This window comes from Pseudoalteromonas sp. APAL1, assembly GCF_021532475.1.
In the GTDB taxonomy this organism is placed as follows: domain Bacteria; phylum Pseudomonadota; class Gammaproteobacteria; order Enterobacterales; family Alteromonadaceae; genus Pseudoalteromonas; species Pseudoalteromonas lipolytica_C.
The window spans coordinates 19,223-40,663 of record NZ_JAKGAW010000009.1 but is presented as its reverse complement, the minus strand read 5'-3'; the positions used below and the strand labels follow the sequence as shown (position 1 = coordinate 40,663).

Genomic DNA, 21,441 nt, shown 5'->3' with positions numbered 1-21,441 from the left:
TAATGAGGTTTAACTTGAACGCGCATAGTTAAGTAGTTTTTTTAAATCTTTAAGTAAGCCTTTTTGAATAAGTCTGTTTTGTTCGGGCTCAGCCGTATAGGGGTAATGCAAAACCACCAAGCCCATGTGATCAACCAAATATAAGTCTCCCGCTTTGAGCGCTGGACTTACTGCTAATTGACGCCAATTAGCCGATACCTGCTGTTGATTCGTCAGTACCGCCACATCTACTTTTTGCTGATTTTTCCCTAAAGCGACGTATAGGTTGTCTAAACTTGCTAATTGGTTTTCACACACTTCACTGCACTCTTTTGGATAATTGAGCGCAATAGTCCATTGTTTAGGCTCGCCTTGTTGCCAATCAGCTAGTTTCACTTCTTCACTTAAAAGCTCACCATGATTACTCGAACCACTCGGTAACCACTCAAGCTTTAATGCTGCATAAGCAAGTGCCAGCGGCACAAAGCAGCATAAAACGAATAAACTAAGCGGGTTTATTTTCATAACCTCTCCTTCTCATCGCAAAAAAAGCAATAACCACACAAGCCAAGCCAATTAATAACCACTGCACGGCATAGGCGTAATGTTTATCTGGTCCCATCACAACACTCTGATAATGCGGGGTTGCTATACCATCTGCTTCATTGCGATAACCAATAAAGCCTTGTAAGGGCTTTGCTAATTGAGCACTAAAAATTGCTAAATCGATGCCTTGAATGCGCTTGGGCCAGCCTTGCTCTGCACCAATATCATCGGCAAGTGTAAAACCTTGTAAGTTGCCTTGTTTCAATTGCACTGTGGCCGTAAGCCTTGTTGATTCTGGCCACACAACGGTTGGCAACTGGTTACGGTTTGTTGGAGCTTTTAGCCAACCAAAGTTAACGATTAAAGGTGCGGTTTCACCTGCAATTGTCATCGCGACTAGTAAGTCATAGCCCACTTGCCCCTGATAAATTTGATTATCAAGTAACCAGTACTGCTCTTTATTTACCTCGCCAGAGACCTTGACTTGCAAGCCCGTTTTATTCAGCTCTCTAGGTAAATTTTGCAGCTCTTGCCAGCTCAAAACTCCTTGCTCTTTCGAAACGGCTAACTGGCTTAGTTGCTGCTGTTTTTGCTCGCCTCGCTGGTATTGCCAAACGCTTAGTCGTAAACAAATAAGCATTGCAATAACCACAACGCAAATTGCGATAATTGAGCTAAGCTTTTGTTTACGCCATAAAATTAACTGCATTTGGAATACCTAATATGATTAAAATCATTATTGTTTTGTTATTACTTTATATTCTGTTCAACCTATTTAGAGCGCTGTTTGTGATGATGTCAGCAAAAGAGCACTCGAAACCCATGTCGCATTACTTAGGTCGTCGGGTGCTGTTTTCAGGTATTGTGCTGCTCCTCATTATTGCCGCAATGAAATTGGGCTTTATTCACACCAATCCGTCGCCGCTTCACAAAGCTACAGCACGTACACAAATACAAATAAACACAACCACACCACATCTACAAAGTGCCAATACCAAGCAGCCGCTTGAAATGCAAAATGCTTTTCGCTCGTAAAGTGGCCTTTAAAAATTCTTAGCAGTACGACAAATAAAATAATGGTCCCAAGCGTCACATGCATGCCATGAAAACCCGTCAATAAAAAGAAGGTATTTCCATAAACGCCAGCATCCAGTGTTAAACCTAAATCTTGGTAAGCATGCATATATTCATACACTTGCAAACCCAAAAAGATTGCGCCTAATAGCACGGTAAGTGATAAAAATGCTTTTAAAGCACCCCGCTTATTGTTTTCCATTGCAACGTGAGCAAAGTGGATAGTGACTGATGAGGTGAGTAGGATGAGCGTATTAATAAGAGGTAGACCTTGCCACCCCATTGCTTGAGTTGTATCACCTGCAGGCGTAGTTAACAGCGGCCATACTGCTTCAAACGTTGGCCAGAGTACCTCATTGGTCATGGCATTATTTCCAGCACCACCAAGCCAAGGTACTGAAATCATGCGGGCATAAAACAGAGCACCAAAAAATGCCATAAAAAACATAACTTCAGAAAAAATAAACCAGCTCATTCCTTGTCTAAATGAACGATCCATTTGCGCTGAATATAAACCACTGTGTGATTCTTCGATGACGTTTTTAAACCAGCTAAACAGCATGTAACATAGTATCGCAATGCCTAAATACAACACATATTGACCACTGCTAGCTTCTGCGCTTACTTGCATCACTGTCAGGCCTGCCCCGACAGCAATTAAGAACATTGCAATCGCACCCACTATTGGCCATGGGCTCTGGGCCGGAACATAATATTTTTCGTAATTTTGACTCATTTTGTTTGCTCCCAATTAGCAATTAGCTTGGCGGCTTAATCGTTTTTAGCCACAACTTGCCCGCTAATATCAAACACGGTATAGGACAATGTCAGCTCTTCTACATCGTCGGGTAATTCCGTATCAACATAAAACAACAAGGTAAACTCAACTTCTTCGCCCGCTTTTAGTGGTTGTTGATCAAAACAAAAACACGCGATTTTATGTAAGTATTTTGCTGCTTTTCCCGGTGATACAGACGGAATAGCCTGCATCACTTTGTCGTTATTACTGGTGTTTTTGGCTGTAAACTTTACTTCTCGCATCGCTCCTGGTTGAACAACCACACTGTACTGAGTTGATTGCACATCAAAAGGCGCACCACTTTGCGCATGCGTTGTAAAACTCACATCAACTTGACGGTCTATGCTTACCGTTTCACTCTCTTTTGCTTGTTCGAGTGATGGCTTACCATTTAAGCCTGTGACATCACAAAACACATCGTAAAGTGGCACCAATGCAAAGGCGAATGCAAACATACCTAAGCATGCTAACAACAGCTTTTTGAGCAAAGGTGCATGGTTCATTATTTGATCTCCGGCGGTGTTTCAAAGGTGTGATACGGTGCGGGCGAATCAACTTCCCACTCTAAACCTTCTGCACCGTCCCATACCTTAGCAGGTGCTTTTTCGCCGCCTCGTGCGCATTTAAAAACAACAAGCACGAACAGTAGCTGTGATAAACCGAAGGCAAAACCACCAATACTGATAATGGCGTTAAAGTCAGCAAATTGAAGGGCGTAATCAGGAATACGGCGCGGCATACCCGCAAGGCCAACAAAGTGCATAGGGAAGAACAACACGTTGACACTGATCAGCGATAGCCAGAAATGCCATTTCGCAAGTGTTTCGTTGTACATGTTGCCAGTCCATTTAGGTAGCCAGTAGTAGGCTCCTGCCATAATTGAGAACACAGCCCCGGTCACTAATACATAATGGAAATGCGCAACCACAAAGTAAGTATCGTGATACTGGAAATCTGCCGGTGTAATCGCCAGCATCAAGCCAGAGAACCCACCTAAGGTGAACAGCACAATAAAGGCAATGGCAAACATCATCGGAATTTCAAAGCTAATCGAGCCTCGCCACATGGTTGCAACCCAGTTAAACACTTTAACCCCAGTTGGTACCGAAATGAGCATGGTTGCATACATGAAGAACAGCTCACCGGCTACAGGCATCCCTGTGGTGAACATGTGGTGTGCCCATACAATAAAGCTCAAAAGTGCAATCGACGAGGTCGCATACACCATAGAAGCGTAGCCAAATAACTTCTTGCGTGAGAAGGTCGGCACGATGGTTGAAATAATACCAAATGCCGGCAAAATCATGATGTACACTTCAGGGTGACCGAAAAACCAAAAGATGTGCTGGAACATCACAGGGTCACCGCCCCCCGCCGCATCAAAAAAGCTGGTTGCAAAGTATTTATCGGTCAACACCATAGTGACCGCCCCAGCTAAAACAGGCATCACAGCAATCAACAAAAATGCCGTAATAAGCCAAGTCCACACAAACAGTGGTAACTTCATCCATGTCATGCCGGGCGCTCGCATATTAACGATAGTCACAATAACGTTAATCGCGCCCATGATTGAACTAATACCCATGATATGTATAGCAAACACAAACAAGGCTGTATTATCGTTACTATAGGTCGTTGAAAGTGGCGCATAAAAAGTCCAACCAAATGCAGGGCCACCACCCGGCATAAGTAACGAAGCCAACAAGATTAAAAACGCGAATGGTAAAATCCAAAAACTCCAGTTATTCATCCGTGGTAGCGCCATATCGGGTGCACCGATCATCATAGGCACCATCCAGTTAGCAAGCCCTGTAAATGCCGGCATTACCGCACCAAATACCATTATCAAACCATGCACTGTGGTCATTTGGTTAAAAAAGTGTGGATCGACTAGTTGTAAACCAGGTTGAAACAATTCAGCGCGGATCACCATTGCCATCGCGCCACCAATTAAAAACATAGTGAGCGAAAATATCAGGTATAAACTGCCAATATCTTTATGATTGGTGGTGTAAAGCCAACGTTTGAAACCTTTTGCAGGATGATGGTCATGATGCGCATGCTCAGTGGCTTGTTCATTAATAACGTTGCTCATTCTTTCGCCTCCGTTGCTGCATCGATAGCTGCTTGAATTTGACTTGGTTGAATCACATCGCCTGTGTCGTTACCCCATGCATTTCGCTTATATGTGATAACCGCAGCAAGTTGCTTAATTGAAAGCTGTTTATCAAATGCTTGCATCGCTGTACCCGGCTTACCATGTAATACGATGTCGATGTGGTCTTTTACATCTCCAAGCACAATTGGACTCCCCTTAAGAGCAGGAAACACTCCCGGCAAGCCCATTCCTGTAGGCTGATGACAAGCCGCACAACTTGCCATATAAACTTGCTCCCCAAGAACCATTAATTCTTCTTTCGGTAATGTTTGATCTAATAAAGCCGCATCAGCTGCTGCAGCATTGGCCTTTTCTTGCTTAGCCTCTGCTAGCCAGTTAGCAAATTCGTCTTCAGGCAACGCTTGCACAACAACAGGCATGAAACCATGATCTTTACCACACAACTCAGCACACTGACCCCGGTAGATGCCTGGCTCATTTATGCGTGTCCATGCCTCATTGATAAAACCCGGGTTTGCATCTTTTTTAACCGCAAAGTCAGGCACCCACCATGAGTGAATAACATCATCTGAGGTCATTAGAAAACGAACTTTTTTATTGATAGGAAGTACTAAAGGCTTATCAACCTCAAGTAAGTAATGTTCTGTTTTGTCAGCTTGGTTATCTATTTGGTCTTTTGGAGTAGATAGAATTGAGTAATAAGCAATTTCCTCGCCCATGTACTCGTAATGCCATTTCCACTGTGAGCCCGTTACTTTAATTGTAATATCGGCTTTAGAAGCATCTTCCATCGCTATCAGTGTTTTTGTAGCTGGAATTGCCATGGCGATTAAGATCACAAATGGTATGGCAGTCCAAAGAATTTCAACCTTGGTACTTTCGTGGAATTGCGCAGGCTTGGCTCCTTTCGACTTTCGATGATGGATCAAAGCCCAAAACATCACCGCAAAAACGATGATGCCTATCACACAACAGATAATAAATATCGTCATGTGTAATTCATAAACACTATTACTTATATCAGTCACCCCTTTACGCATATTAAATTGGCTATTTGCCAATGCTAACTGCACAGGTGAGAGTAATATAAGCCACAAGGCATAACGCAGTTTACCCATGTGACGGCTCCTTTTAATGCTATTGCAAGACGCAAAGCGAAAAGGCGATACAACAAGGTGCCCATTCGTTTTTTTTATTGTTCAGAGCGACTACGTATCATTTTGACCCAGCGATGATACCAACCCTATGTTTAACACCTAGCACATTTGAGTGTATTTTTATTAATCAGGTGTTAATACACTGTATTAACCAATTAGTTAAAAAATGAGCAATAAGCAAGTTTTAGTAGTAATAAATGTTTATTTTGGTGCAAAAATAACAACTATAATCAGCGCGTTATTTTAAAATGAGAGGCAGAGTGAGAGTAAAAAAAGAGTGAAAAACTGCGCCATATAAGGCTTTATACAAAGAGTAAGGGTTTACAAATCAATGCTAAATAATAAAAAACAAGCAACGCACCAAATTACAGCAATTTGGTGCACTATTCTAGAAACAGTTACATCCAGTCGGCATTACGAATAACACCCACCGCTAACCCTTCAATATTGAAAGATTCATGCTCAAGATCAACTTCAATTGGCGAAAATTCTTCGTTTTCAGCATGTAAAAATACTTTACGCCCAGCTTTTTCAAGACGCTTAACAGTTACATCTTCATCAACACGAGCAACAACAACCTGACCATTTTCAGCAACTTGCGTTCTATGTACTGCGAGTAAATCACCATCCATGATGCCAATGTCTTTCATACTCATACCATTTACACGCAGTAAAAAGTCAGCCGCAGGTTTAAATAGTGAAGGATCAACCTGACAATGACTTTCAACATGTTCTTGCGCCAAAATGGGCTCACCCGCTGCAACTCGTCCAATTAAAGGTAAACCTAATTGCTCAGGTTCGTCTTCTTCAATTAATTGAATACCACGACTCGCCCCAGGCTTCATTTTGATCATGCCTTTTTTTGCCAGTGCTTTTAGATGCTCTTCGGCAGCATTGGCACTTTTAAAACCCAATGTTTGAGCTATTTCAGCACGCGTAGGTGGCATGCCTGTATCTTTAATAAAGACTTTAATTAGTTCTAAAATTTGCGATTGGCGTTTTGTTAATGGGCGCATACAACTGGTTTTCCATACAGTACATTTAACTGTGAGTATATACAGTTATCTGAAAATCGCAAATTTAAATTAACGCCATCATATTGCTACAAAACTAACATTGAACCAGGTATAAAGATGCCATAAGGTATTATTTTTAATTTGCAGGCAAGGAAATACAATGAGTATTTGGCATCAACCAATCACACTAGAGCTTTGTAAAAGTTTAGAGCAAGGGATCACCGGGCAAGGTACTTTAATGAAAACCATGGGCATTGAGGTGACTGAAATTGGTGATGATTATTTAGTGGCGACTATGCCTGCCATTCCTGAGCATCATAACCCTATGGGCATGGTACATGGCGGAGCGAACGTTGTGTTAGCCGAGACAGTGGCAAGCTATGCGGCTAACTTTGTGGTTGATTTCAATAAATTTTATGCTGTTGGCCAAGAAATTAATGCCAACCATATGAAAGCATCTCGTAAGGGTGTATTAACGGCTACAGCAAAGCCTCTTCATTTAGGTAAGCGCACTTCAGTGTGGGATATTAAAATTACCAATGCCGCAGGAGAGCTTTGCTGCGTATCAAGAATGACCGCAGCTGTTGTAGAGCGCTAAGCTCAGGCTATTTTTCGACTGGATAAATCGTAATTTCAACCCCTGCGCCAATCGCTGAAATACGCAACAAGGTATCAGCATGCAGGGCTTGATTAAAACATTTTGGTGAAACGCCTGATTCAAAGCCAATATCAAATGTACGTTTAGAGCACGACAACCACTGCTTAAGAGCATTTCGTGAACACGATTCAATTAATTCACACAACTGATTAATCGCTTTGTCTGGTGTACTGATATCAGCAGCAGCCTCAATACGCGCTAGTTGACGGTATTCATCTTGGTCGTAATGTAAAACCATGGCATTTTTCTTTAAATCAGCAACAAGTGCACTAATATCGTGCTTTGATTCAAGCTCCAGATCCACATTTAAAAATTGAATTTCCGACATACTCTCGTTTTTACCCTCTATTGATATCGACTGAAACTTTAACTCAGTTTTGTATATATACCAAATCTAGAATACAGTTAATGCGACATTATGCCGCATTGGCAATACAGTTAAACAACCTAAAATAGCTCCCATACAACAATAATAACGGAGTAATGATGAATAAACGCATGTTCAAATATGCTCGCAAAGGGCATAAATGGCTTGGCTATCTGCTAGCCATTCAGCTACTTCTATGGCTATCGGGAGGCTTAGTAATGAGTTCACTCCCCCTCGAAAAAGTCCATGGTAAACATTTAGCAAAACGCAGTTTAGATAATCCATTTATGATGGCTGATTACACAGCATCAGTTGATCGGATAACCGCCCAATTTCAACAAATAAAAGCGATTAACTATAGTCACTTTTTAAATGCACCAATCATTGAAGTTACTACTGAGCAAAGCACTGTCAGCTTTAATGGTCATACTGGAGCTCCCATGGCAAAACCCAGTGAGGCTGAAATTATCGCGAACGCCAAAGCACACTTACTGATTGATGCCAATGTTTTGCAAGTACAGCAATTAAAACAAGGACCCCGCGAAGCTGCCCATAAACAAAACATATGGCAAGTTCGTTTCGATGATTGGCTTGCGACAACCATATATTTAGACAGCCAAAACGGTAAAGTCATCACTGTGCGCAGCACCCTGTGGCGTATTTTCGACTTTTTCTGGATGCTGCATATTATGGATTACGACGAGCGAGAAAACTTTAATAACCCACTGCTTATCAGCTTCTCAGCCACCAGCGTGCTGTTTTGTATTACCGGAATTGTTTTGTTACTGCAAAACGTTCGTATAAAGCGTAAAAACCAGCTACACGTGTTGGTCTATCAAAATAGGATTGCCATCTGGGTCGGTGATAATAAAGCTCGCTTCACCGGCCTTTTGTATTGCTAAACCTTGCTGCTGAAAATGCAGAGCTAATTGCTCAAAAGTAGCAAACTCAGCCAACGTTTTAGCATTTTGATCCCAACCGGGGTTAAAGGTCAGCATGGTTTTATCAAACATTCCTTGAAACAAACCAATTAAATGTTCACCGTTTTTCATAATTAGCCAATGCTGCTCTATTTCGCCGGCAAACTCTTTAAAACCCAGCTTTTCATAAAACAGCTTAGAGGCATGGATATCTTTTACATTTAAACTCACAGAAAAAGCACCTAGTAACATAGTAGTAATTCCTTTAATGAAAACGGCCTAACAACTATAGCTGAGTTGAAAAACTTTTCCTTTTAGAATAGTCACTCTAAAATGAGCTTTCCTGTAGTTCACTGATGTGATGGATATGCGTTTGTTCCTCTACTTTACCCTTTGTCTAATAATCAATTTCTCTGTAAATGCAGAGCAATTTTCAAGCTTTTCTAGTGCCAAAAAGCACTTAATAAAAACCCTACCAGACAATAGTAAAAGCCTTTACTGTGGATGTGACATAAAACGCCAAGGTAAGAAACTTGTACCAGATCCTAGTGGATGTGGCTATATACCTCGAAATGCAATGACACGTTCAGGCAAAGAAAATGTTCGCGCAAAACGAATTGAGTGGGAGCACATAGTACCTGCGTGGGAATTCGGCCATCAGTTACAATGTTGGCAAAACGGCGGACGCAAAAATTGCCGAAAAGTCAGCGAAAAGTTCCGTAAAATGGAAGCTGATATCAATAATCTGGCACCTGCAATAGGTGAAATCAACGCTGATCGCTCTAATTTTCGCTATGGAATGGTCACATCCCATAGTCCTAAATACGGTGCTTGTCCTATTAAAATAGATTTTAAGCAACGGGTGTTTGAGCCTCCTATTTATGCACGAAAACGTATTGCTGATGCCTATTTCTACATGCAGCAAACCTACGGATTAAAAATTTCAGATAAACAACGACAGCTATTCGAGGCATGGCAACGACTTGAAGTGGCTCAAGTAAATGACCGTAAAGCACTCTAGTTTAGAGCAATAATGTTCATAAAAAAGGGGCGGCTATCTATTGCTATGGACTATAGTTATTGATACGTTTTAAGCAAATATTTACAGGAAAGTAATTCATATGTTTAATTGTAATAAACTTGCTCTAGCGGTGTTTTTGGCAGTGTCTGGCTTCTCATTAACAGGATGCGGAGGAGGAAGTGGCTCGTCTGATAGTACAACTAATCCGCCACCGCCAACAACTTCTGAGCCATCTTGGACGGCAGGAGTTTTCGCCCCATCAAGTGAATTTAAAAACCAATGTGCGGTTCCTCGAACAGGCAATGACCCTTACAATAATAATAGACCTTACCCAGATACTGCTGGCAGTGAGTTTACAGAAAAAATGTGGTTACGTTCATGGAGTGATGAAACTTACCTTTGGTACGATGAGATTGAAGATAACGACCCAGACAACTTCAACTCTGTCGCCGCTTATTTTGCGCAATTAAAAACATATCAAACAACTGACTCAGGGGCATATAAAGATAACTTCCACTTCAGTCGCCCAACCGAAGAGTACTATAAAGAAGCACAATCAGGCGTGGTTTCTGGCTACGGTATTAACTGGGCATTTTTAAGCAATGTCCCCCCTCGTGAATTACGTATTGCTTATTTAGAAGATGATTCACCAGCTAAAAATGTCGGATTACAGCGCGGTGATACTATTTTAATGGTCGATGGCGTTAGTATTAACACTAATACCCAAGAAGGCGTAGATATTTTAAATGAAGCGCTTTTTGGACCAACAGCGGGTGATTCGCATAACTTTGTTGTGCGCAGTAACGATGGCAGTGAAAAATCATTCACACTTGTAGCGGGCAATATCGCGCAAACACCTGTTCAGAATGTTAATACCATCACTACCGCCAATGGTACAAAAGTCGGCTATATGCAATTTAATAGTTTTATTAGTATTGCTCAACCAGAGCTAATAAGCGCTGTTAATAAGTTTAAAAGCGATAACATTGACGAGCTAGTAATTGACTTTAGGTATAATGGTGGCGGCTTATTAGCGTTATCATCTCAGCTAGCTTATATGGTTGCCGGCCCAGCTAATACTGATGACTATTACTACTATCAAACCATCAAAAACGACAAGCAACCACAAGAGGCTCCTTACCCATTTATTGACCGTGAAATAGATTACTCTACATTTCAAACAACCAATAGCCGACTTCCTGATCTCAACTTATCTAAAGTATATGTACTAAGTACAGCAGGAACTTGTTCTGCGTCAGAAGCGTTTATAAATGGTTTAAAAGGTATAGATGCAGAAGTCATACTTATTGGTGATACGACCTGCGGCAAGCCTTATGGCTTTACACCCACTCATAATTGCGCCACCACTTACTACACTATCCAATTCTCTGGAGCTAATGATAAAGGCTTTGGGGAATATGCTGACGGTTTTAAACCAACTCCTTCACCTCAGTTTGATGCAGATGTTAAAGGCTGTGTAGTTGCTGATGATTTTGATAACAAACTAGGTGATACACAAGAACGCTTATTTTCAACAGCAATACATCATATTGAGAATGGCAGCTGTCCAATTGTTGTACAAACAAATAGCATCAAACAACCAAGCTATGCCTCTCAAGCAGAACAAGCCAGTGGAATCCCACTTTCTTATAAACAACCGCTTTATAAGGAAAACATGGACTTAACACGTCCATCACCGGCTAAGGACGACAACAATGAACAATAAAGCACTTTTCACTTGCGCACTATTAGTGAGTTTAACGGGCTGTAAAAGCACCCAAGCAGAGGAGCCACAAAACGCCACGTTAACGCGCGTAAATCCTGGCGTAATCACTGAAATACAACAAGCGATTCAATCAGCTAAAGGGGGCCCATTGGTTACTTTAGCTGATAACGTGTTTACTAAAAGTGCTGAACTATTGATAGATCATGGAACAAATAAAGGGCCCGATGGATTGCCAATTATGGGGGCGCATAGTATCCCTTCAGAAAAATTTGTGCTGCAAAAAATGGGTGAACAGTGTTTGCTCTATTACCCAAAAAAAGAGCTGCGAGTACCACTACCGAATGTAGAATGTGAAGCAGAATAGACAATAAAGGCGCAGTAACACACTGCGCCTTTCGTTGTTTTATAACTGTTGATGAGGGCCAAACACCTCATAATGAATTCGCTCACTTGCAACCCCTAAACTAAGTAGCTGCTCTTTTATCATTGCCATAAATGCGATTGGACCACACAGGTAAAAATCACCTTTACTAATTGGTAAGCTAGCAGCAATGTGATTTATATCCATCAAACCCGCAAAATCTCCCCCCTTGCCATCTTTAAACCAAGTAACACAATGTAATGAAGCGTGCGCTTGCTGTTGTTTTAATAAATACTCTTTAAAGGCAAACTGCGTCTCACTGTCACAAGCATGCAGGTAATGAATTGGCTGGTTATGTTGATTACTTAATAATGTCTCGAGCATGGCCATCATTGGGGTTTGACCAACACCTGCCGAAATCAACACGACAGGAAAATCAATTTCGCGAAGCACAAAGTCTCCAGCAGGTGGGTAAATCTCTACCTCATCTCCCTCTGTTAAGCTATGTAAGTAATTAGATACTAAGCCTTCTTTTTTCACGCTAATTCGATAATTTCGACCGTTACTTTGTTGCGACAGTGAGTATTGCCTAACTTGAGTTAAGTCGCTGTTTGCTGGCGTTACTTTTATCCCTAAATATTGACCCGGTAAATACGCCACAACAGGTTTTGCATCGACAGGTGTTAATGTAAAGCTACATATTTGCGCTGATTCCATCCGTTTTTCTGTAATGGTGAAAGTACGGGTACCGAACCAGCCTCCCGGCGCCTTTTTGGTCGTTTGGTATAACGCCATCTCCTCATTAATACATACATCCGCTAATAAAGAACAAGCTTCACGCCATGCGTACTCGACTTCAGGGGTAAATTGCTCAGGCAGTAACTCTTTTAAAGTCGCAATCAAATGCCCACCAACAATAGGGTAATGCTCTGGCAAAATATGACAGCTGGTGTGTTTGTGATTAATGCGCGCAAGCGCTCCTTTTAACACTGCCAAGTTATCAATATTTGCAGCATAGGCCGCCAAAGCATTAAACAACGCGAATTGCTGAGTGCCCGATTGCTGATGTGTCATATTAAAAATATTTTTAAGCTCTGGGTTGTAGCTAAACATACGATCATAAAAATATTCCGTAACTTGAGGTCCTGCTTGTGCAAGCAAAGGCAAAGTACTTTTAACAATCTGGATCGTTTTTTCAGATAACATAGTTTTTCCTATTGGAGAGATTAACCGCGGCGACCATCAACACGACGATTGACTAAAATGGGCGCACAATGAAATAAAAATAAGCTAAAGCCAGCAATCCAAAGCAACGCACTTAACTGCCATGCAAGGTGATGACCTAAATAAACGGGAAGTAACGAACGTACAATGGCAGCTAACGCAATGAGTAAAAATGCCAAACTAATAAACGCAGGGGCTTGTAATATGCGCCCTGTGTGACCATGAGAGACACGTACCATCATGGCGATGATCATTAAACCGATGGTGCCAACAGTGATCAGATGAAGCGCGTCTTTGAATAAGATAATAGGGCTGAAATAACTGAGCGCGATAAGCACTAAACCAACCGATAAAGCCCAATAAGCCAAGTGTAATGACCATAGCAAAGGCACTTTTAAAATTCCTTTATGCCACCACACAACACACCGAGCACCATGTAAACAAGCAAGCCAAGCAAAAACCCAACCAGTACTCATTGCGCTAAAAAATAGCTGACTCATAAAGAACCATGCAATGGCAAACAATGAGCTAAATAGGACTAATTTATCGAGCTTGGGGATTCTAACTTGTTCACTTAAGTTAAGACCGCGCGCGGTAAAAAATGGCACAACTCGCCCAGCGACAACACCAACCAGCAGCGTCATGATAAGTACGCCAGTATCAACAACCCCCAGTGCCAGCGGCATTTTATTAAGCACAACTAAACTCAAAAAAATCACATTGAGTGCACAGAGCAAAGATGCGATGACAATAAATAAATAGTTATGGCGGCTTTTCGCCTGTATCAGCATGTCAGCTAAAATAACAATTCCAGCCAGCCACCAAACGAGTTGTAATGCACATACAATATAAAGGTTTAGCTGCTCGTACCCTGCAATATCAATAAAAAAACTAAGTCGCGCAGCAAGCCAAATTATGCTCAGCAAACAGAGCTTTATGCCACTTACACTCGCCACACCTGTCCAAGTTTGTGCAGCGGTGAGCAAAAAGCCCATAGCAACGGCCCCTGCAAAGCCAAACAGCATTTCGTGGGCATGCCAAAGTGTTGCGGGCATTGTTAGGTGCCACTGTGCATAACCCGCTAAGACTAAAAACCAGTAACTCATTGCAAACACAGCTAAGGCACCCGCTGCCAAGAAAAAAGGCCGAAATGCTAATGCCCATAACGGCCACTGGCTGAGTTGATAAAATTTGATTTTAGTTGGCATAGGTTCAGTTAAATTAATGACTTTCATTAGTGCTCTCAGGGTTTAATTTCCCTAGCTATTGCACAGTTCAAGCCAGAAATAAAAACCATTAAATATCAGTTAATTAAACTTTTACGCTTGATAAAAAAGTCAAAATGACACACCATTAAAAACATCAAAAAAACACATTCAGGTCAAATTGACATGGCGCTCAAAAAATCTCTTCTTGATGTTGCTCTTGCCCTTACCACAGCAAGCAGAGTTGATCACAATTTCAGTTATTTGTTGAGTTGCATTAATGATTGGCTTGAATGTGATGCCGTTGCCTTGTTATTGAAACAAGGTGATGTGTTAAAGCCCGTAGCCCAGCATGGATTGTCGGACGATACGTTAGGAAGGCGCTTTAAAATAGCAGAGCATCCTCGCTTATTTGAAATATGCCGTGGCAGTGAGCCGCTTAAATTTGCCAAAGATTGTGGCCTACCCGATCCCTACGATGGTTTATTACAAAGCCAGCATGGAGACTTTCCTGTTCATGCCTGCATGGGTGTGCCGCTGCAGAGCAGCAAAGACAACACTGAATTACTCGGTGTTTTAACCTTTGATAGTTTAGATGAACATGCCTTTGATGCTTTAACAGTGAACGAGCTCAATCAACTAAAACAGCTAGCAGCAGGCTATGTTGAGCATGCCCTAACCTTGCAGCATCTTATGCAACACGCACAGCACAGTCATCAAGTTGCACAACAGCTTAATCTTGAAGCGCTAACACGAGAAGGTGTCGAAATTATTGGCAATAGCCAAGCAATGCAGACCCTTAAAAATGATATCCAGCTCGTAGCTGCCTCAGAATTTAGCGTATTGATACAAGGCGACACAGGCGTCGGTAAAGAGCTGGTTGCACGCAATATCCATTTAAACTCAAAACGCCGTGATATGCCGTTGATCCACTTAAACTGCGCATCATTACCAGAGAACTTAGCCGAAAGTGAATTTTTTGGTCATAGTAAAGGCGCGTTTACTGGCGCACATACTGCGCGCCAGGGTAAGTTTCAACTTGCCGATGGCGGCACGCTATTTCTAGATGAAATCGGCGAGCTTCCGCTTGCGATGCAAAGTAAGTTATTGCGCGTTTTACAAAGTGGTGAAGTACAAACGGTGGGAGAAGACCAAAGCCGTTATGTCGATGTTAGAGTGATTGCAGCAACCAACCGAAACTTAAAACAAGAAGTCGCTGCAGGACGCTTTCGTGCAGACCTTTATCACCGATTAAGCGTCTACCCATTGCATGTTGCACCATTAAAAGAGCGCGACAACGATGTTATTTTACTGGCAGGCTTTTTTGTTGAACAAACGTCTAAAAAACTAGGGATTAAACAACTTAAGCTAAGTAGCGATACACAATTACTGCTGCGCCAATATAATTGGCCGGGCAATGTGAGAGAGCTTGAACATGTGATCAGCCGCGCAGCACTCAAAGCCAAGCAACAGCAATGGCAACAAAGCATTGTCACTATTGAGCCTGAGCATTGTGATATTGCTAAAACAGCGGTTGCAACACCAAGTCCAATTGCTGTTAACGAACAAAAAACCGCTCGCTTATCGCTGAAAGAGGCAACCGATGCGTTTAGCTATCAGTTGATTATGCAACAGCTTGAGTTAAATAACCTCAACTGGGCAGCCACAGCACGCAGCTTAAGCGTTGATAGAGCCAACCTTGTGCGCCTAGCCAAACGGCTAGGCATTAGCGTTAAAAAGTCTGTTTAAGCTTTTAACGCTTTAAAATACGCTTTTAAAAGCTGACTAAATGCTTGTACTTTGGCTGTGCGATGCACCAAGTGATGTGTCACCAGCCAAAGGTCTGTTGGCCAGTTTAGCTCTTTAGGAAGCACTGGAAGCAGATCAGGGTATTGGCTTGCCACTTCATGCTGTAGACCACCAATTCCTAAGCCTCTGACAATCGCCCGTGTTGCTTCTGATGTTTCAGACACCCTTAACTTAATTTGCGCCGGCTCAATGTGCTGATCTACCCATGCAAAATAAGGTACTTTACCGTTATAGCCAGCCACCCCAGATACAAAACTATGCTGCTGCAACTGCTGAAGGTTTTTTGGCATACCATACTTTTCAATATAGCTCTTAGAAGCATAAAATCCTGATGAAAGCTCAGCTAAATGCTGGGCAATATAGTCACCTTCGTCAGGGCGAGGGCCCGCTCGCACAGCAATATGCGCTTGACCGTGGTCAAGACGTAAACGGTTTTGATCAAGAATAACTTCGAGTTGCACTTGCGGGTGCAAACTTTGAAACTGCTCACACACATCGCTCAGCACATCAATAAAACCACTGACCGTAGTTAATAATAAACTACCTCGCAATTGGCTATCTGCAGCAACAATATCGTTATGAAGCTTTTCAAGTTCAGCGTTAATCGATTTTGCAGTGGCAAACAACTTAGCGCCAATTTCTGTCACTGTATAACCCCGAGCATGACGGTGAAATAACCGCGCATCAAGGTTATCTTCTAAATTGTTGATTCTTCTAAGCACTGTGCTGTGATGAACACCTAACGATTCGGCAGCAGCGGTTAACGTGCCGAGCCTTGCCACCTCATAAGCGACTTTTACATCTTGCCAATCATCAAATTGAATCGCCATAACGGCTCCTTGTGTGCATATACGCACATAAGTTTTGCGTTTATTTGGCTTTTCTGCAAGCTGTTTTTTGCTACAGTGAGTATATCAACAGTGAAGCTTAAAAAAGGAAGCCATCATGACAGCACCAAAAATTATTGCCCTAGCAGGCAGCCTACGTAAAGACAGCTTTAATCAAAAACTGATTAATGAAGCTGCACGCTTCGCCCTCGAAAGTGGTGCTGAAGTAGAAGTGATTAAATTAAGTGATTTAGACTTACCTTTATTTGATGAAGATATTGAAGCGCAAGGTACACCTGCTGGCGCACAATTATTAAAAGATAAGCTTCGCGCAGCTGATGGCATTTTACTAGCAAGCCCAGAATATAATGGTTCAATTACAGCGCCACTTAAAAACGCAATCGATTGGGCATCTCGTACAGAGCAAGGTGCAGTACCTGCATTTCGCAATAAAGTTATAGCACTTTATGCAGCTTCGCCGGGTGGTTTAGGTGGCTTACGTGGTTTAAATCACGTACGTGATATTCTATCGGGTATTGGTAGTTTAGTGCTTGCCGATCAACTCGCAGTGGCTGCTATCCACACTAAATTAGATGAGCAAGGCCGCATCAGCGATGCTGATACAGCCGAAAAAGTTGCTAGCCTTGCCCAGCAACTTGTCAGCGTAGCGAGCAAATTAAATAAGTAATTGCTAACTTAGTTTTGTCGCTGCTAGCTTAGCAGCGATAAAGTCTTCATGGGTTACATACAGTAAGCTTGCGACGCGGCGAATAACCAGTTCCTCATGCTTATCTAAATTGCCATCAGCGTAGGCCAAACGCCACAACAGCTCGATAATATCAATACGTTGCTCGGCACTGCACTGAGCATTAATTTGCTTAGAAAACTGAAAGTAATCAATAGCATCATCTAAGCTTTGTGAAGCACCATTAATAAGCTCTTCAACAGCTTCATCTGTTAAAGAAAAATATTTTTTTAAGGTCTCATTCAGGGTCTGTTGCTCATCATCCTGTAATTCATCATCGGCACGCATAACCTCAATTAACAGCGCAGCAACAGCAGTTTTGAGATCATGCTCACTGATACTAGATTGCGACTCACTCATAGTTGAAAAAAGTTGTTTTATTTTGTTGAGCATCACATTTGTCCCCTATGGGTGTTAGACTACGTATAAGACATTACGTTACCTTAGTTTGACTATGGATGCTAATTCAGGTTCAACATCATTATGAAACAAGGTTTTAATCACATGGAGTTAAGTGTTTATGAGTGAAGTGAGAAGTACACCAGCACTATTAATTAGCGCCTTTTTAGTGTTAGTGGTTTGCAGTAATGCGCACGCAGCAAAAGACGAAACAGAAAAGCTCTACGATTTCGACGAAAAGGTGCACTACTATCAAACCAAACTAGCAGATGGCCGCTATCATCTAGAAATTCAATCGGATGATTACGCACACTTCAAAAACCAAAGCGTTTTTTTATTACGTCACGCAAGTCGGCTCTGTAAAGATGAACCGTTTATGTTAAGAGTGACTGATGGGGTGCAGGAGTATGAACGTTTTCCAACTAAACCACGTGCCTATCAGCCACCTTTAACGGTTGTTTTGCAATGTGAAGACGAAGCTAAATAGTACTAGTCTTCATATCCCCATGGTGCGCTTGGCGGCGTAATAGGTTTAGTTAAATCAAAATCAACGCGAAACTCACGTCCTTCACGTACTAAGCGATACGTAAATTGCTTTGGATAAATATACATTTGCCACGTGTTACCCATTGATTGGGGAATACCTTGGCTTGCAAACAATTCTTTTGAATATTGATCAGCCGGGAATGACTGCGCATTAGCAAAACCCGCATCAAGGGTATGACCACCATACATGGTTGATTTGTCATCGCTGCCATCTTTATGGCGATGATCATGCTTTAAACTAAGTCCACTGCCCGTTTTTGTGATGATCCAAGTGCGAGATGCATCATCACCCACATGAAATGGCACTTGTAACTCACGCTCGTTACAACGACGTACATGCATTACTAACTTTTTGCCCGCAAACGAGCTAGGGCCTGCAGCGTTATCAACGCTCACTTTACCTTCGTAAGCTTTACCGCAATGGGCCGCAATGTTTTCAAAAAAGCCGTCATGGCTTGGAATTGACACTAACGGCGCAGGTCGTGCAGCCGCTACTGATGATGCTGCTACGAGTATCGATGCCACTAAGTATTTCATGGTGTGTTCCTTTATTTAAATTATGATGTCGCTAGCCTAGCCTGCCCCTAAGCAGAAAGGAAATAAATTAGCTAAACAACCTAAAACCATCTGGTGAGCACGCTCATATACCGCCAACAAATTGCAATATAAAACAACCACTAAAAATGACTGCGCTCATACAAAACAACTAAATCATTAATTCTTAAAAGGATTTAAACACATGAGTATCATATGCAGAAATAGCACAGACAATTTAAACAGCTGAGTTATTTAATTTTGACTACTAGACTAATAAAGAGTGCCAATCACCAAAAGCAAAGCTTCTATCAATCATAACCTTACATAATTATTGGCTAAAATGTTCCCAAAAATAAAAACGCGGCTCTCGCCGCGTTTAAGTTCCACATGTAAAACCTACTTATTGCCAAGGACGCTCAGCTTTAAGTTGCTGCTCAAAGGCATCAATTTGGCTGTTAAGTGTTTCAGTCACACCGATAAAGTCTAAGCCGCTTAATAAGCGCTCTTTAATATCATGGCGAATATCAAAGTGAATAGTGTCAAACTTATCGCTACGAAGCTGTTGGTTTTCTAAATCAACTTCAATATGAATATCATCATGCTGTTCACTCAGCACAAATAATTGCTCAAGTGTTTCTGCTGGTAATGCGATAGCAAGCATTTGGTTATTGCCGCAGTTATTAAAGAAAATATCGGCAAAGCTTTCCGCTAAGATCACTTCAAAACCATATTGCTTTAATGCCCATGGCGCGTGCTCACGCGATGAACCACAACCAAAATTGTCGCGAGTTAAAAGAATTTGCGCACCTTGGTAACAAGGACGGTTCAAAATAAACTCAGGATTTGGCTCGCCGTTATCTAAATAACGCCAATCGTAAAAAAGCGCCGCATCAAAGCCATCACGGCTGGTCGACGTTAAAAACTGCTTTGGAATTATTTGGTCAGTATCAACATTGTTTTTATCTAACGGGGCCATTAAGCCACTAAAAAATACGCTCATTAGGCTTCTCCTCTGATATCAACAAAACGACCATGAATAGCCGCTGCCGCAGCCATTGCTGGGCTCACTAAGTGCGTGCGTCCACCGCGACCTTGGCGACCTTCAAAGTTACGATTTGAAGTAGATGCACAGCGTTTACCAGCTTCTAATCTGTCATCATTCATTGCTAAGCACATTGAACAACCCGGCTCACGCCATTCAAAACCAGCCGCTTTGAAGATATCAGCAAGGCCTTCGTCTTCGGCTTGTTTTTTAACAAGGCCAGAACCTGGAACAATCAGAGCTTCAACACCCGCTGCAACTTGCTTGCCTTCTACAATCTGCGCGGCAGCACGTAAATCTTCAATACGGCTATTTGTACATGAGCCAATAAATACGGTATCAACAGTCGCTGAAGATAATTTATCACCCGCTTTTAAGCCCATATATTTTAGTGCGCTACGAATTGCATCAGCTTTGATTAGATCTGGTTCTTGCTCAGGATCAGGAATGCATTCATCTACGCCAATCACTTGCTCAGGGCTGGTACCCCAAGTAATTTGCGGTTGAATGTCAGCAGCCTCCAATTCAACAACATGATCAAACTCTGCGCCTTCATCAGTTTTTAGAGTTTGCCAATAGGCAACGGCACTATCAAAGTCAGCACCTTGTGGTGCGAATGGGCGACCTTTTAAATAATCATAAGTTGTTTGATCTGGTGCGATTAAACCCGCTTTTGCGCCCATTTCAATACTCATATTACAAAGCGTCATACGCGCTTCCATAGACAGCGCTTCGATCCCTTCGCCACAAAACTCAGCAACATAGCCAGTACCACCCGCAGTGCCTAATTTACCAATCACCGCCATGATTAAATCTTTAGCAGTAACGGTTGGGCGCAGGCGACCATTAATTTGAATTTTTAACGACTTGGCTTTTTTCTGCTGTAGCGTTTGAGTGGCTAGAACATGCTCAACTTCTGAAGTACCAATACCGTGCGCTAGTGCGCCAAATGCACCATGGGTAGAGGTATGGCTGTCACCACACACTATGGTTGTGCCCGGCAAAGTAATGCCCTGCTCAGGCCCCATTACATGCACAATACCTTGATTAATCGAATTTAAATCATAAAGTTGAATACCAAACTCTTTACAGTTTGCATCCAGTGCCATTAATTGATTTTTCGACACTTCACTCGCAGCATCTAATGAGCGGCTTTTTGTTGAAACGTTATGGTCCATGGTCGCAAAGGTTTTTTCTGGGCAACGTACTTTGCGGTTTTTCTCACGTAAACCAGCAAAGGCTTGCGGCGATGTAACTTCATGAACTAGGTGACGGTCGATATAAAGCAAATCGGTTTGATCATTAATGCTGGCGACTACATGAGCTTGCCAGATTTTATCGTATAAGGTTTGGGCCACTTGCTA

25 protein-coding genes are annotated in these 21,441 nt (G+C 42.1%); 9 read left to right on the top strand and 16 right to left on the bottom strand.

The annotated features are described in order from the left end of the window. Nucleotides 1–9: 9 nt before the first annotated feature. Nucleotides 10–504, bottom strand: a complete 495-nt coding sequence (locus L1264_RS06300) for a transmembrane cytochrome oxidase associated protein (RefSeq protein WP_138558524.1) — start codon at nucleotides 502–504, stop codon at nucleotides 10–12. Continuing rightward, nucleotides 485–1,234, bottom strand: a complete 750-nt coding sequence (locus L1264_RS06295; RefSeq protein ID WP_199527102.1) for an SURF1 family protein — start codon at nucleotides 1,232–1,234, stop codon at nucleotides 485–487. Before L1264_RS06295 ends, L1264_RS06300 begins: the two co-directional genes overlap by 20 nt. 14 nt (nucleotides 1,235–1,248) lie before the next feature. On the opposite strand from L1264_RS06295, the gene L1264_RS21490 reads away from it, so the two are divergent. Then, on the top strand, nucleotides 1,249–1,560 hold the full coding sequence (locus L1264_RS21490) for a DUF2909 domain-containing protein (RefSeq protein WP_135922909.1): 312 nt from the start codon (nucleotides 1,249–1,251) through the stop codon (nucleotides 1,558–1,560). Here the strand turns inward: L1264_RS21490 and L1264_RS06285 are convergent. The 5 genes from L1264_RS06285 to lexA all read right to left on the bottom strand — a co-directional run bounded on the left by L1264_RS06285 (nucleotide 1,460) and on the right by lexA (nucleotide 6,690). Further along, a complete protein-coding gene (locus tag L1264_RS06285; protein ID WP_135922910.1) occupies nucleotides 1,460–2,335 on the bottom strand; it encodes a cytochrome c oxidase subunit 3 in 876 nt (291 codons plus the stop codon). The genes L1264_RS21490 and L1264_RS06285 overlap by 101 nt on opposite strands. 35 nt (nucleotides 2,336–2,370) lie before the next feature. Then, nucleotides 2,371–2,901 carry a cytochrome c oxidase assembly protein gene (locus L1264_RS06280; protein WP_135922911.1) on the bottom strand — a complete coding sequence of 177 codons (531 nt, stop codon included), beginning with the start codon at nucleotides 2,899–2,901 and terminating at the stop codon, nucleotides 2,371–2,373. Beyond that, nucleotides 2,901–4,493 carry a cytochrome c oxidase subunit I gene (ctaD, locus tag L1264_RS06275; RefSeq protein WP_135922912.1) on the bottom strand — a complete coding sequence of 531 codons (1,593 nt, stop codon included), beginning with the start codon at nucleotides 4,491–4,493 and terminating at the stop codon, nucleotides 2,901–2,903. The genes L1264_RS06280 and ctaD overlap by 1 nt, the downstream gene beginning before the upstream one ends. Then, nucleotides 4,490–5,635 (bottom strand): cytochrome c oxidase subunit II, encoded by a 1,146-nt coding sequence (gene coxB, locus L1264_RS06270; protein ID WP_135922913.1) that lies wholly within the window; start codon nucleotides 5,633–5,635, stop codon nucleotides 4,490–4,492. The genes ctaD and coxB overlap by 4 nt, the downstream gene beginning before the upstream one ends. 437 nt (nucleotides 5,636–6,072) lie before the next feature. Beyond that, nucleotides 6,073–6,690: a transcriptional repressor LexA gene (gene lexA, locus L1264_RS06265; RefSeq protein WP_063702469.1), complete on the bottom strand. Its 618-nt coding sequence runs from the start codon at nucleotides 6,688–6,690 to the stop codon at nucleotides 6,073–6,075. Nucleotides 6,691–6,850: 160 nt separating this feature from the next. On the opposite strand from lexA, the gene L1264_RS06260 reads away from it, so the two are divergent. Then, nucleotides 6,851–7,288: a PaaI family thioesterase gene (locus tag L1264_RS06260; protein ID WP_135922914.1), complete on the top strand. Its 438-nt coding sequence runs from the start codon at nucleotides 6,851–6,853 to the stop codon at nucleotides 7,286–7,288. 7 nt (nucleotides 7,289–7,295) lie between these two features. Here L1264_RS06260 and L1264_RS06255 read toward each other — a convergent pair whose 3' ends face one another. Next, the gene (locus L1264_RS06255; protein ID WP_135922915.1) at nucleotides 7,296–7,676 is read right to left on the bottom strand and encodes a hypothetical protein; all 381 of its coding nucleotides are present in this window, start codon (nucleotides 7,674–7,676) and stop codon (nucleotides 7,296–7,298) included. 158 nt (nucleotides 7,677–7,834) lie between these two features. Between L1264_RS06255 and L1264_RS06250 the strand changes: the two genes are divergently transcribed. Beyond that, nucleotides 7,835–8,617 carry a hypothetical protein gene (locus L1264_RS06250; RefSeq protein WP_235403805.1) on the top strand — a complete coding sequence of 261 codons (783 nt, stop codon included), beginning with the start codon at nucleotides 7,835–7,837 and terminating at the stop codon, nucleotides 8,615–8,617. On the opposite strand, the gene L1264_RS06245 is transcribed toward L1264_RS06250, so the two are convergent. After that, nucleotides 8,534–8,887 (bottom strand): VOC family protein, encoded by a 354-nt coding sequence (locus L1264_RS06245; protein ID WP_135922917.1) that lies wholly within the window; start codon nucleotides 8,885–8,887, stop codon nucleotides 8,534–8,536. The two genes, L1264_RS06250 and L1264_RS06245, sit on opposite strands and share 84 nt — an antisense overlap. 115 nt (nucleotides 8,888–9,002) lie before the next feature. Here L1264_RS06245 and L1264_RS06240 point away from each other — a divergent pair, with 115 nt between their 5' ends. From L1264_RS06240 to L1264_RS06230, 3 genes are all read left to right on the top strand, one after another. After that, nucleotides 9,003–9,656: an endonuclease gene (locus tag L1264_RS06240; RefSeq protein WP_199527100.1), complete on the top strand. Its 654-nt coding sequence runs from the start codon at nucleotides 9,003–9,005 to the stop codon at nucleotides 9,654–9,656. A 100-nt stretch (nucleotides 9,657–9,756) separates the two neighbouring features. Further along, nucleotides 9,757–11,382: a S41 family peptidase gene (locus L1264_RS06235; protein ID WP_138558518.1), complete on the top strand. Its 1,626-nt coding sequence runs from the start codon at nucleotides 9,757–9,759 to the stop codon at nucleotides 11,380–11,382. Further along, complete coding sequence (locus L1264_RS06230; protein ID WP_138558517.1) at nucleotides 11,372–11,746, top strand: hypothetical protein; 375 nt, start codon at nucleotides 11,372–11,374, stop codon at nucleotides 11,744–11,746. Before L1264_RS06235 ends, L1264_RS06230 begins: the two co-directional genes overlap by 11 nt. A 39-nt stretch (nucleotides 11,747–11,785) precedes the next feature. Here L1264_RS06230 and hmpA read toward each other — a convergent pair whose 3' ends face one another. Then, a complete protein-coding gene (hmpA, locus tag L1264_RS06225) occupies nucleotides 11,786–12,949 on the bottom strand; it encodes an NO-inducible flavohemoprotein (protein WP_235403804.1) in 1,164 nt (387 codons plus the stop codon). A 20-nt stretch (nucleotides 12,950–12,969) separates the two neighbouring features. After that, nucleotides 12,970–14,202: an NnrS family protein gene (locus L1264_RS06220; protein ID WP_199527098.1), complete on the bottom strand. Its 1,233-nt coding sequence runs from the start codon at nucleotides 14,200–14,202 to the stop codon at nucleotides 12,970–12,972. A gap of 156 nt (nucleotides 14,203–14,358) precedes the next feature. On the opposite strand from L1264_RS06220, the gene norR reads away from it, so the two are divergent. Continuing rightward, complete coding sequence (gene norR / locus L1264_RS06215) at nucleotides 14,359–15,921, top strand: nitric oxide reductase transcriptional regulator NorR (protein ID WP_199527097.1); 1,563 nt, start codon at nucleotides 14,359–14,361, stop codon at nucleotides 15,919–15,921. On the opposite strand, the gene L1264_RS06210 is transcribed toward norR, so the two are convergent. Next, nucleotides 15,918–16,811, bottom strand: a complete 894-nt coding sequence (locus L1264_RS06210) for a LysR family transcriptional regulator (protein WP_138558513.1) — start codon at nucleotides 16,809–16,811, stop codon at nucleotides 15,918–15,920. The genes norR and L1264_RS06210 overlap by 4 nt on opposite strands. A gap of 115 nt (nucleotides 16,812–16,926) precedes the next feature. Between L1264_RS06210 and L1264_RS06205 the strand changes: the two genes are divergently transcribed. Further along, nucleotides 16,927–17,496, top strand: coding sequence for an NADPH-dependent FMN reductase (locus tag L1264_RS06205; RefSeq protein WP_199527096.1), 570 nt, complete (start codon nucleotides 16,927–16,929; stop codon nucleotides 17,494–17,496). 3 nt (nucleotides 17,497–17,499) lie between these two features. On the opposite strand, the gene L1264_RS06200 is transcribed toward L1264_RS06205, so the two are convergent. Then, nucleotides 17,500–17,946: a tellurite resistance TerB family protein gene (locus tag L1264_RS06200; protein ID WP_235403802.1), complete on the bottom strand. Its 447-nt coding sequence runs from the start codon at nucleotides 17,944–17,946 to the stop codon at nucleotides 17,500–17,502. 127 nt (nucleotides 17,947–18,073) lie between these two features. Between L1264_RS06200 and L1264_RS06195 the strand changes: the two genes are divergently transcribed. After that, nucleotides 18,074–18,439: a hypothetical protein gene (locus L1264_RS06195; protein WP_199527094.1), complete on the top strand. Its 366-nt coding sequence runs from the start codon at nucleotides 18,074–18,076 to the stop codon at nucleotides 18,437–18,439. 2 nt (nucleotides 18,440–18,441) lie between these two features. Here the strand turns inward: L1264_RS06195 and L1264_RS06190 are convergent, their stop codons facing one another. From L1264_RS06190 to leuC, 3 genes are all read right to left on the bottom strand, one after another. Next, entirely contained in the window at nucleotides 18,442–19,035 is a 594-nt protein-coding gene (locus L1264_RS06190; protein ID WP_199527093.1) for a hypothetical protein, read from the bottom strand. Nucleotides 19,036–19,435: 400 nt separating this feature from the next. Continuing rightward, entirely contained in the window at nucleotides 19,436–20,035 is a 600-nt protein-coding gene (leuD, locus tag L1264_RS06185) for a 3-isopropylmalate dehydratase small subunit (RefSeq protein ID WP_135922929.1), read from the bottom strand. After that, a complete protein-coding gene (leuC, locus tag L1264_RS06180) occupies nucleotides 20,035–21,435 on the bottom strand; it encodes a 3-isopropylmalate dehydratase large subunit (protein WP_063702498.1) in 1,401 nt (466 codons plus the stop codon). Before leuC ends, leuD begins: the two co-directional genes overlap by 1 nt. Between the last annotated feature and the right edge of the window lie 6 nt (nucleotides 21,436–21,441).

Excerpts from the sequence above, each read along its gene's own strand:
- L1264_RS06300 (WP_138558524.1), bottom strand. The coding sequence starts at position 504 with ATGAAAATAAACCCGCTTAGTTTATTCGTTTTATGCTGCTTTGTGCCG.
- L1264_RS06295 (WP_199527102.1), bottom strand. The coding sequence starts at position 1,234 with ATGCAGTTAATTTTATGGCGTAAACAAAAGCTTAGCTCAATTATCGCA.
- L1264_RS21490 (WP_135922909.1), top strand. The coding sequence starts at position 1,249 with ATGATTAAAATCATTATTGTTTTGTTATTACTTTATATTCTGTTCAAC.
- L1264_RS06285 (WP_135922910.1), bottom strand. The coding sequence starts at position 2,335 with ATGAGTCAAAATTACGAAAAATATTATGTTCCGGCCCAGAGCCCATGG.
- L1264_RS06280 (WP_135922911.1), bottom strand. The coding sequence starts at position 2,901 with ATGAACCATGCACCTTTGCTCAAAAAGCTGTTGTTAGCATGCTTAGGT.
- ctaD (WP_135922912.1), bottom strand. The coding sequence starts at position 4,493 with ATGAGCAACGTTATTAATGAACAAGCCACTGAGCATGCGCATCATGAC.
- coxB (WP_135922913.1), bottom strand. The coding sequence starts at position 5,635 with ATGGGTAAACTGCGTTATGCCTTGTGGCTTATATTACTCTCACCTGTG.
- lexA (WP_063702469.1), bottom strand. The coding sequence starts at position 6,690 with ATGCGCCCATTAACAAAACGCCAATCGCAAATTTTAGAACTAATTAAA.
- L1264_RS06260 (WP_135922914.1), top strand. The coding sequence starts at position 6,851 with ATGAGTATTTGGCATCAACCAATCACACTAGAGCTTTGTAAAAGTTTA.
- L1264_RS06255 (WP_135922915.1), bottom strand. The coding sequence starts at position 7,676 with ATGTCGGAAATTCAATTTTTAAATGTGGATCTGGAGCTTGAATCAAAG.
- L1264_RS06250 (WP_235403805.1), top strand. The coding sequence starts at position 7,835 with ATGAATAAACGCATGTTCAAATATGCTCGCAAAGGGCATAAATGGCTT.
- L1264_RS06245 (WP_135922917.1), bottom strand. The coding sequence starts at position 8,887 with ATGTTACTAGGTGCTTTTTCTGTGAGTTTAAATGTAAAAGATATCCAT.
- L1264_RS06240 (WP_199527100.1), top strand. The coding sequence starts at position 9,003 with ATGCGTTTGTTCCTCTACTTTACCCTTTGTCTAATAATCAATTTCTCT.
- L1264_RS06235 (WP_138558518.1), top strand. The coding sequence starts at position 9,757 with ATGTTTAATTGTAATAAACTTGCTCTAGCGGTGTTTTTGGCAGTGTCT.
- L1264_RS06230 (WP_138558517.1), top strand. The coding sequence starts at position 11,372 with ATGAACAATAAAGCACTTTTCACTTGCGCACTATTAGTGAGTTTAACG.
- hmpA (WP_235403804.1), bottom strand. The coding sequence starts at position 12,949 with ATGTTATCTGAAAAAACGATCCAGATTGTTAAAAGTACTTTGCCTTTG.
- L1264_RS06220 (WP_199527098.1), bottom strand. The coding sequence starts at position 14,202 with ATGAAAGTCATTAATTTAACTGAACCTATGCCAACTAAAATCAAATTT.
- norR (WP_199527097.1), top strand. The coding sequence starts at position 14,359 with ATGGCGCTCAAAAAATCTCTTCTTGATGTTGCTCTTGCCCTTACCACA.
- L1264_RS06210 (WP_138558513.1), bottom strand. The coding sequence starts at position 16,811 with ATGGCGATTCAATTTGATGATTGGCAAGATGTAAAAGTCGCTTATGAG.
- L1264_RS06205 (WP_199527096.1), top strand. The coding sequence starts at position 16,927 with ATGACAGCACCAAAAATTATTGCCCTAGCAGGCAGCCTACGTAAAGAC.
- L1264_RS06200 (WP_235403802.1), bottom strand. The coding sequence starts at position 17,946 with ATGCTCAACAAAATAAAACAACTTTTTTCAACTATGAGTGAGTCGCAA.
- L1264_RS06195 (WP_199527094.1), top strand. The coding sequence starts at position 18,074 with ATGAGTGAAGTGAGAAGTACACCAGCACTATTAATTAGCGCCTTTTTA.
- L1264_RS06190 (WP_199527093.1), bottom strand. The coding sequence starts at position 19,035 with ATGAAATACTTAGTGGCATCGATACTCGTAGCAGCATCATCAGTAGCG.
- leuD (WP_135922929.1), bottom strand. The coding sequence starts at position 20,035 with ATGAGCGTATTTTTTAGTGGCTTAATGGCCCCGTTAGATAAAAACAAT.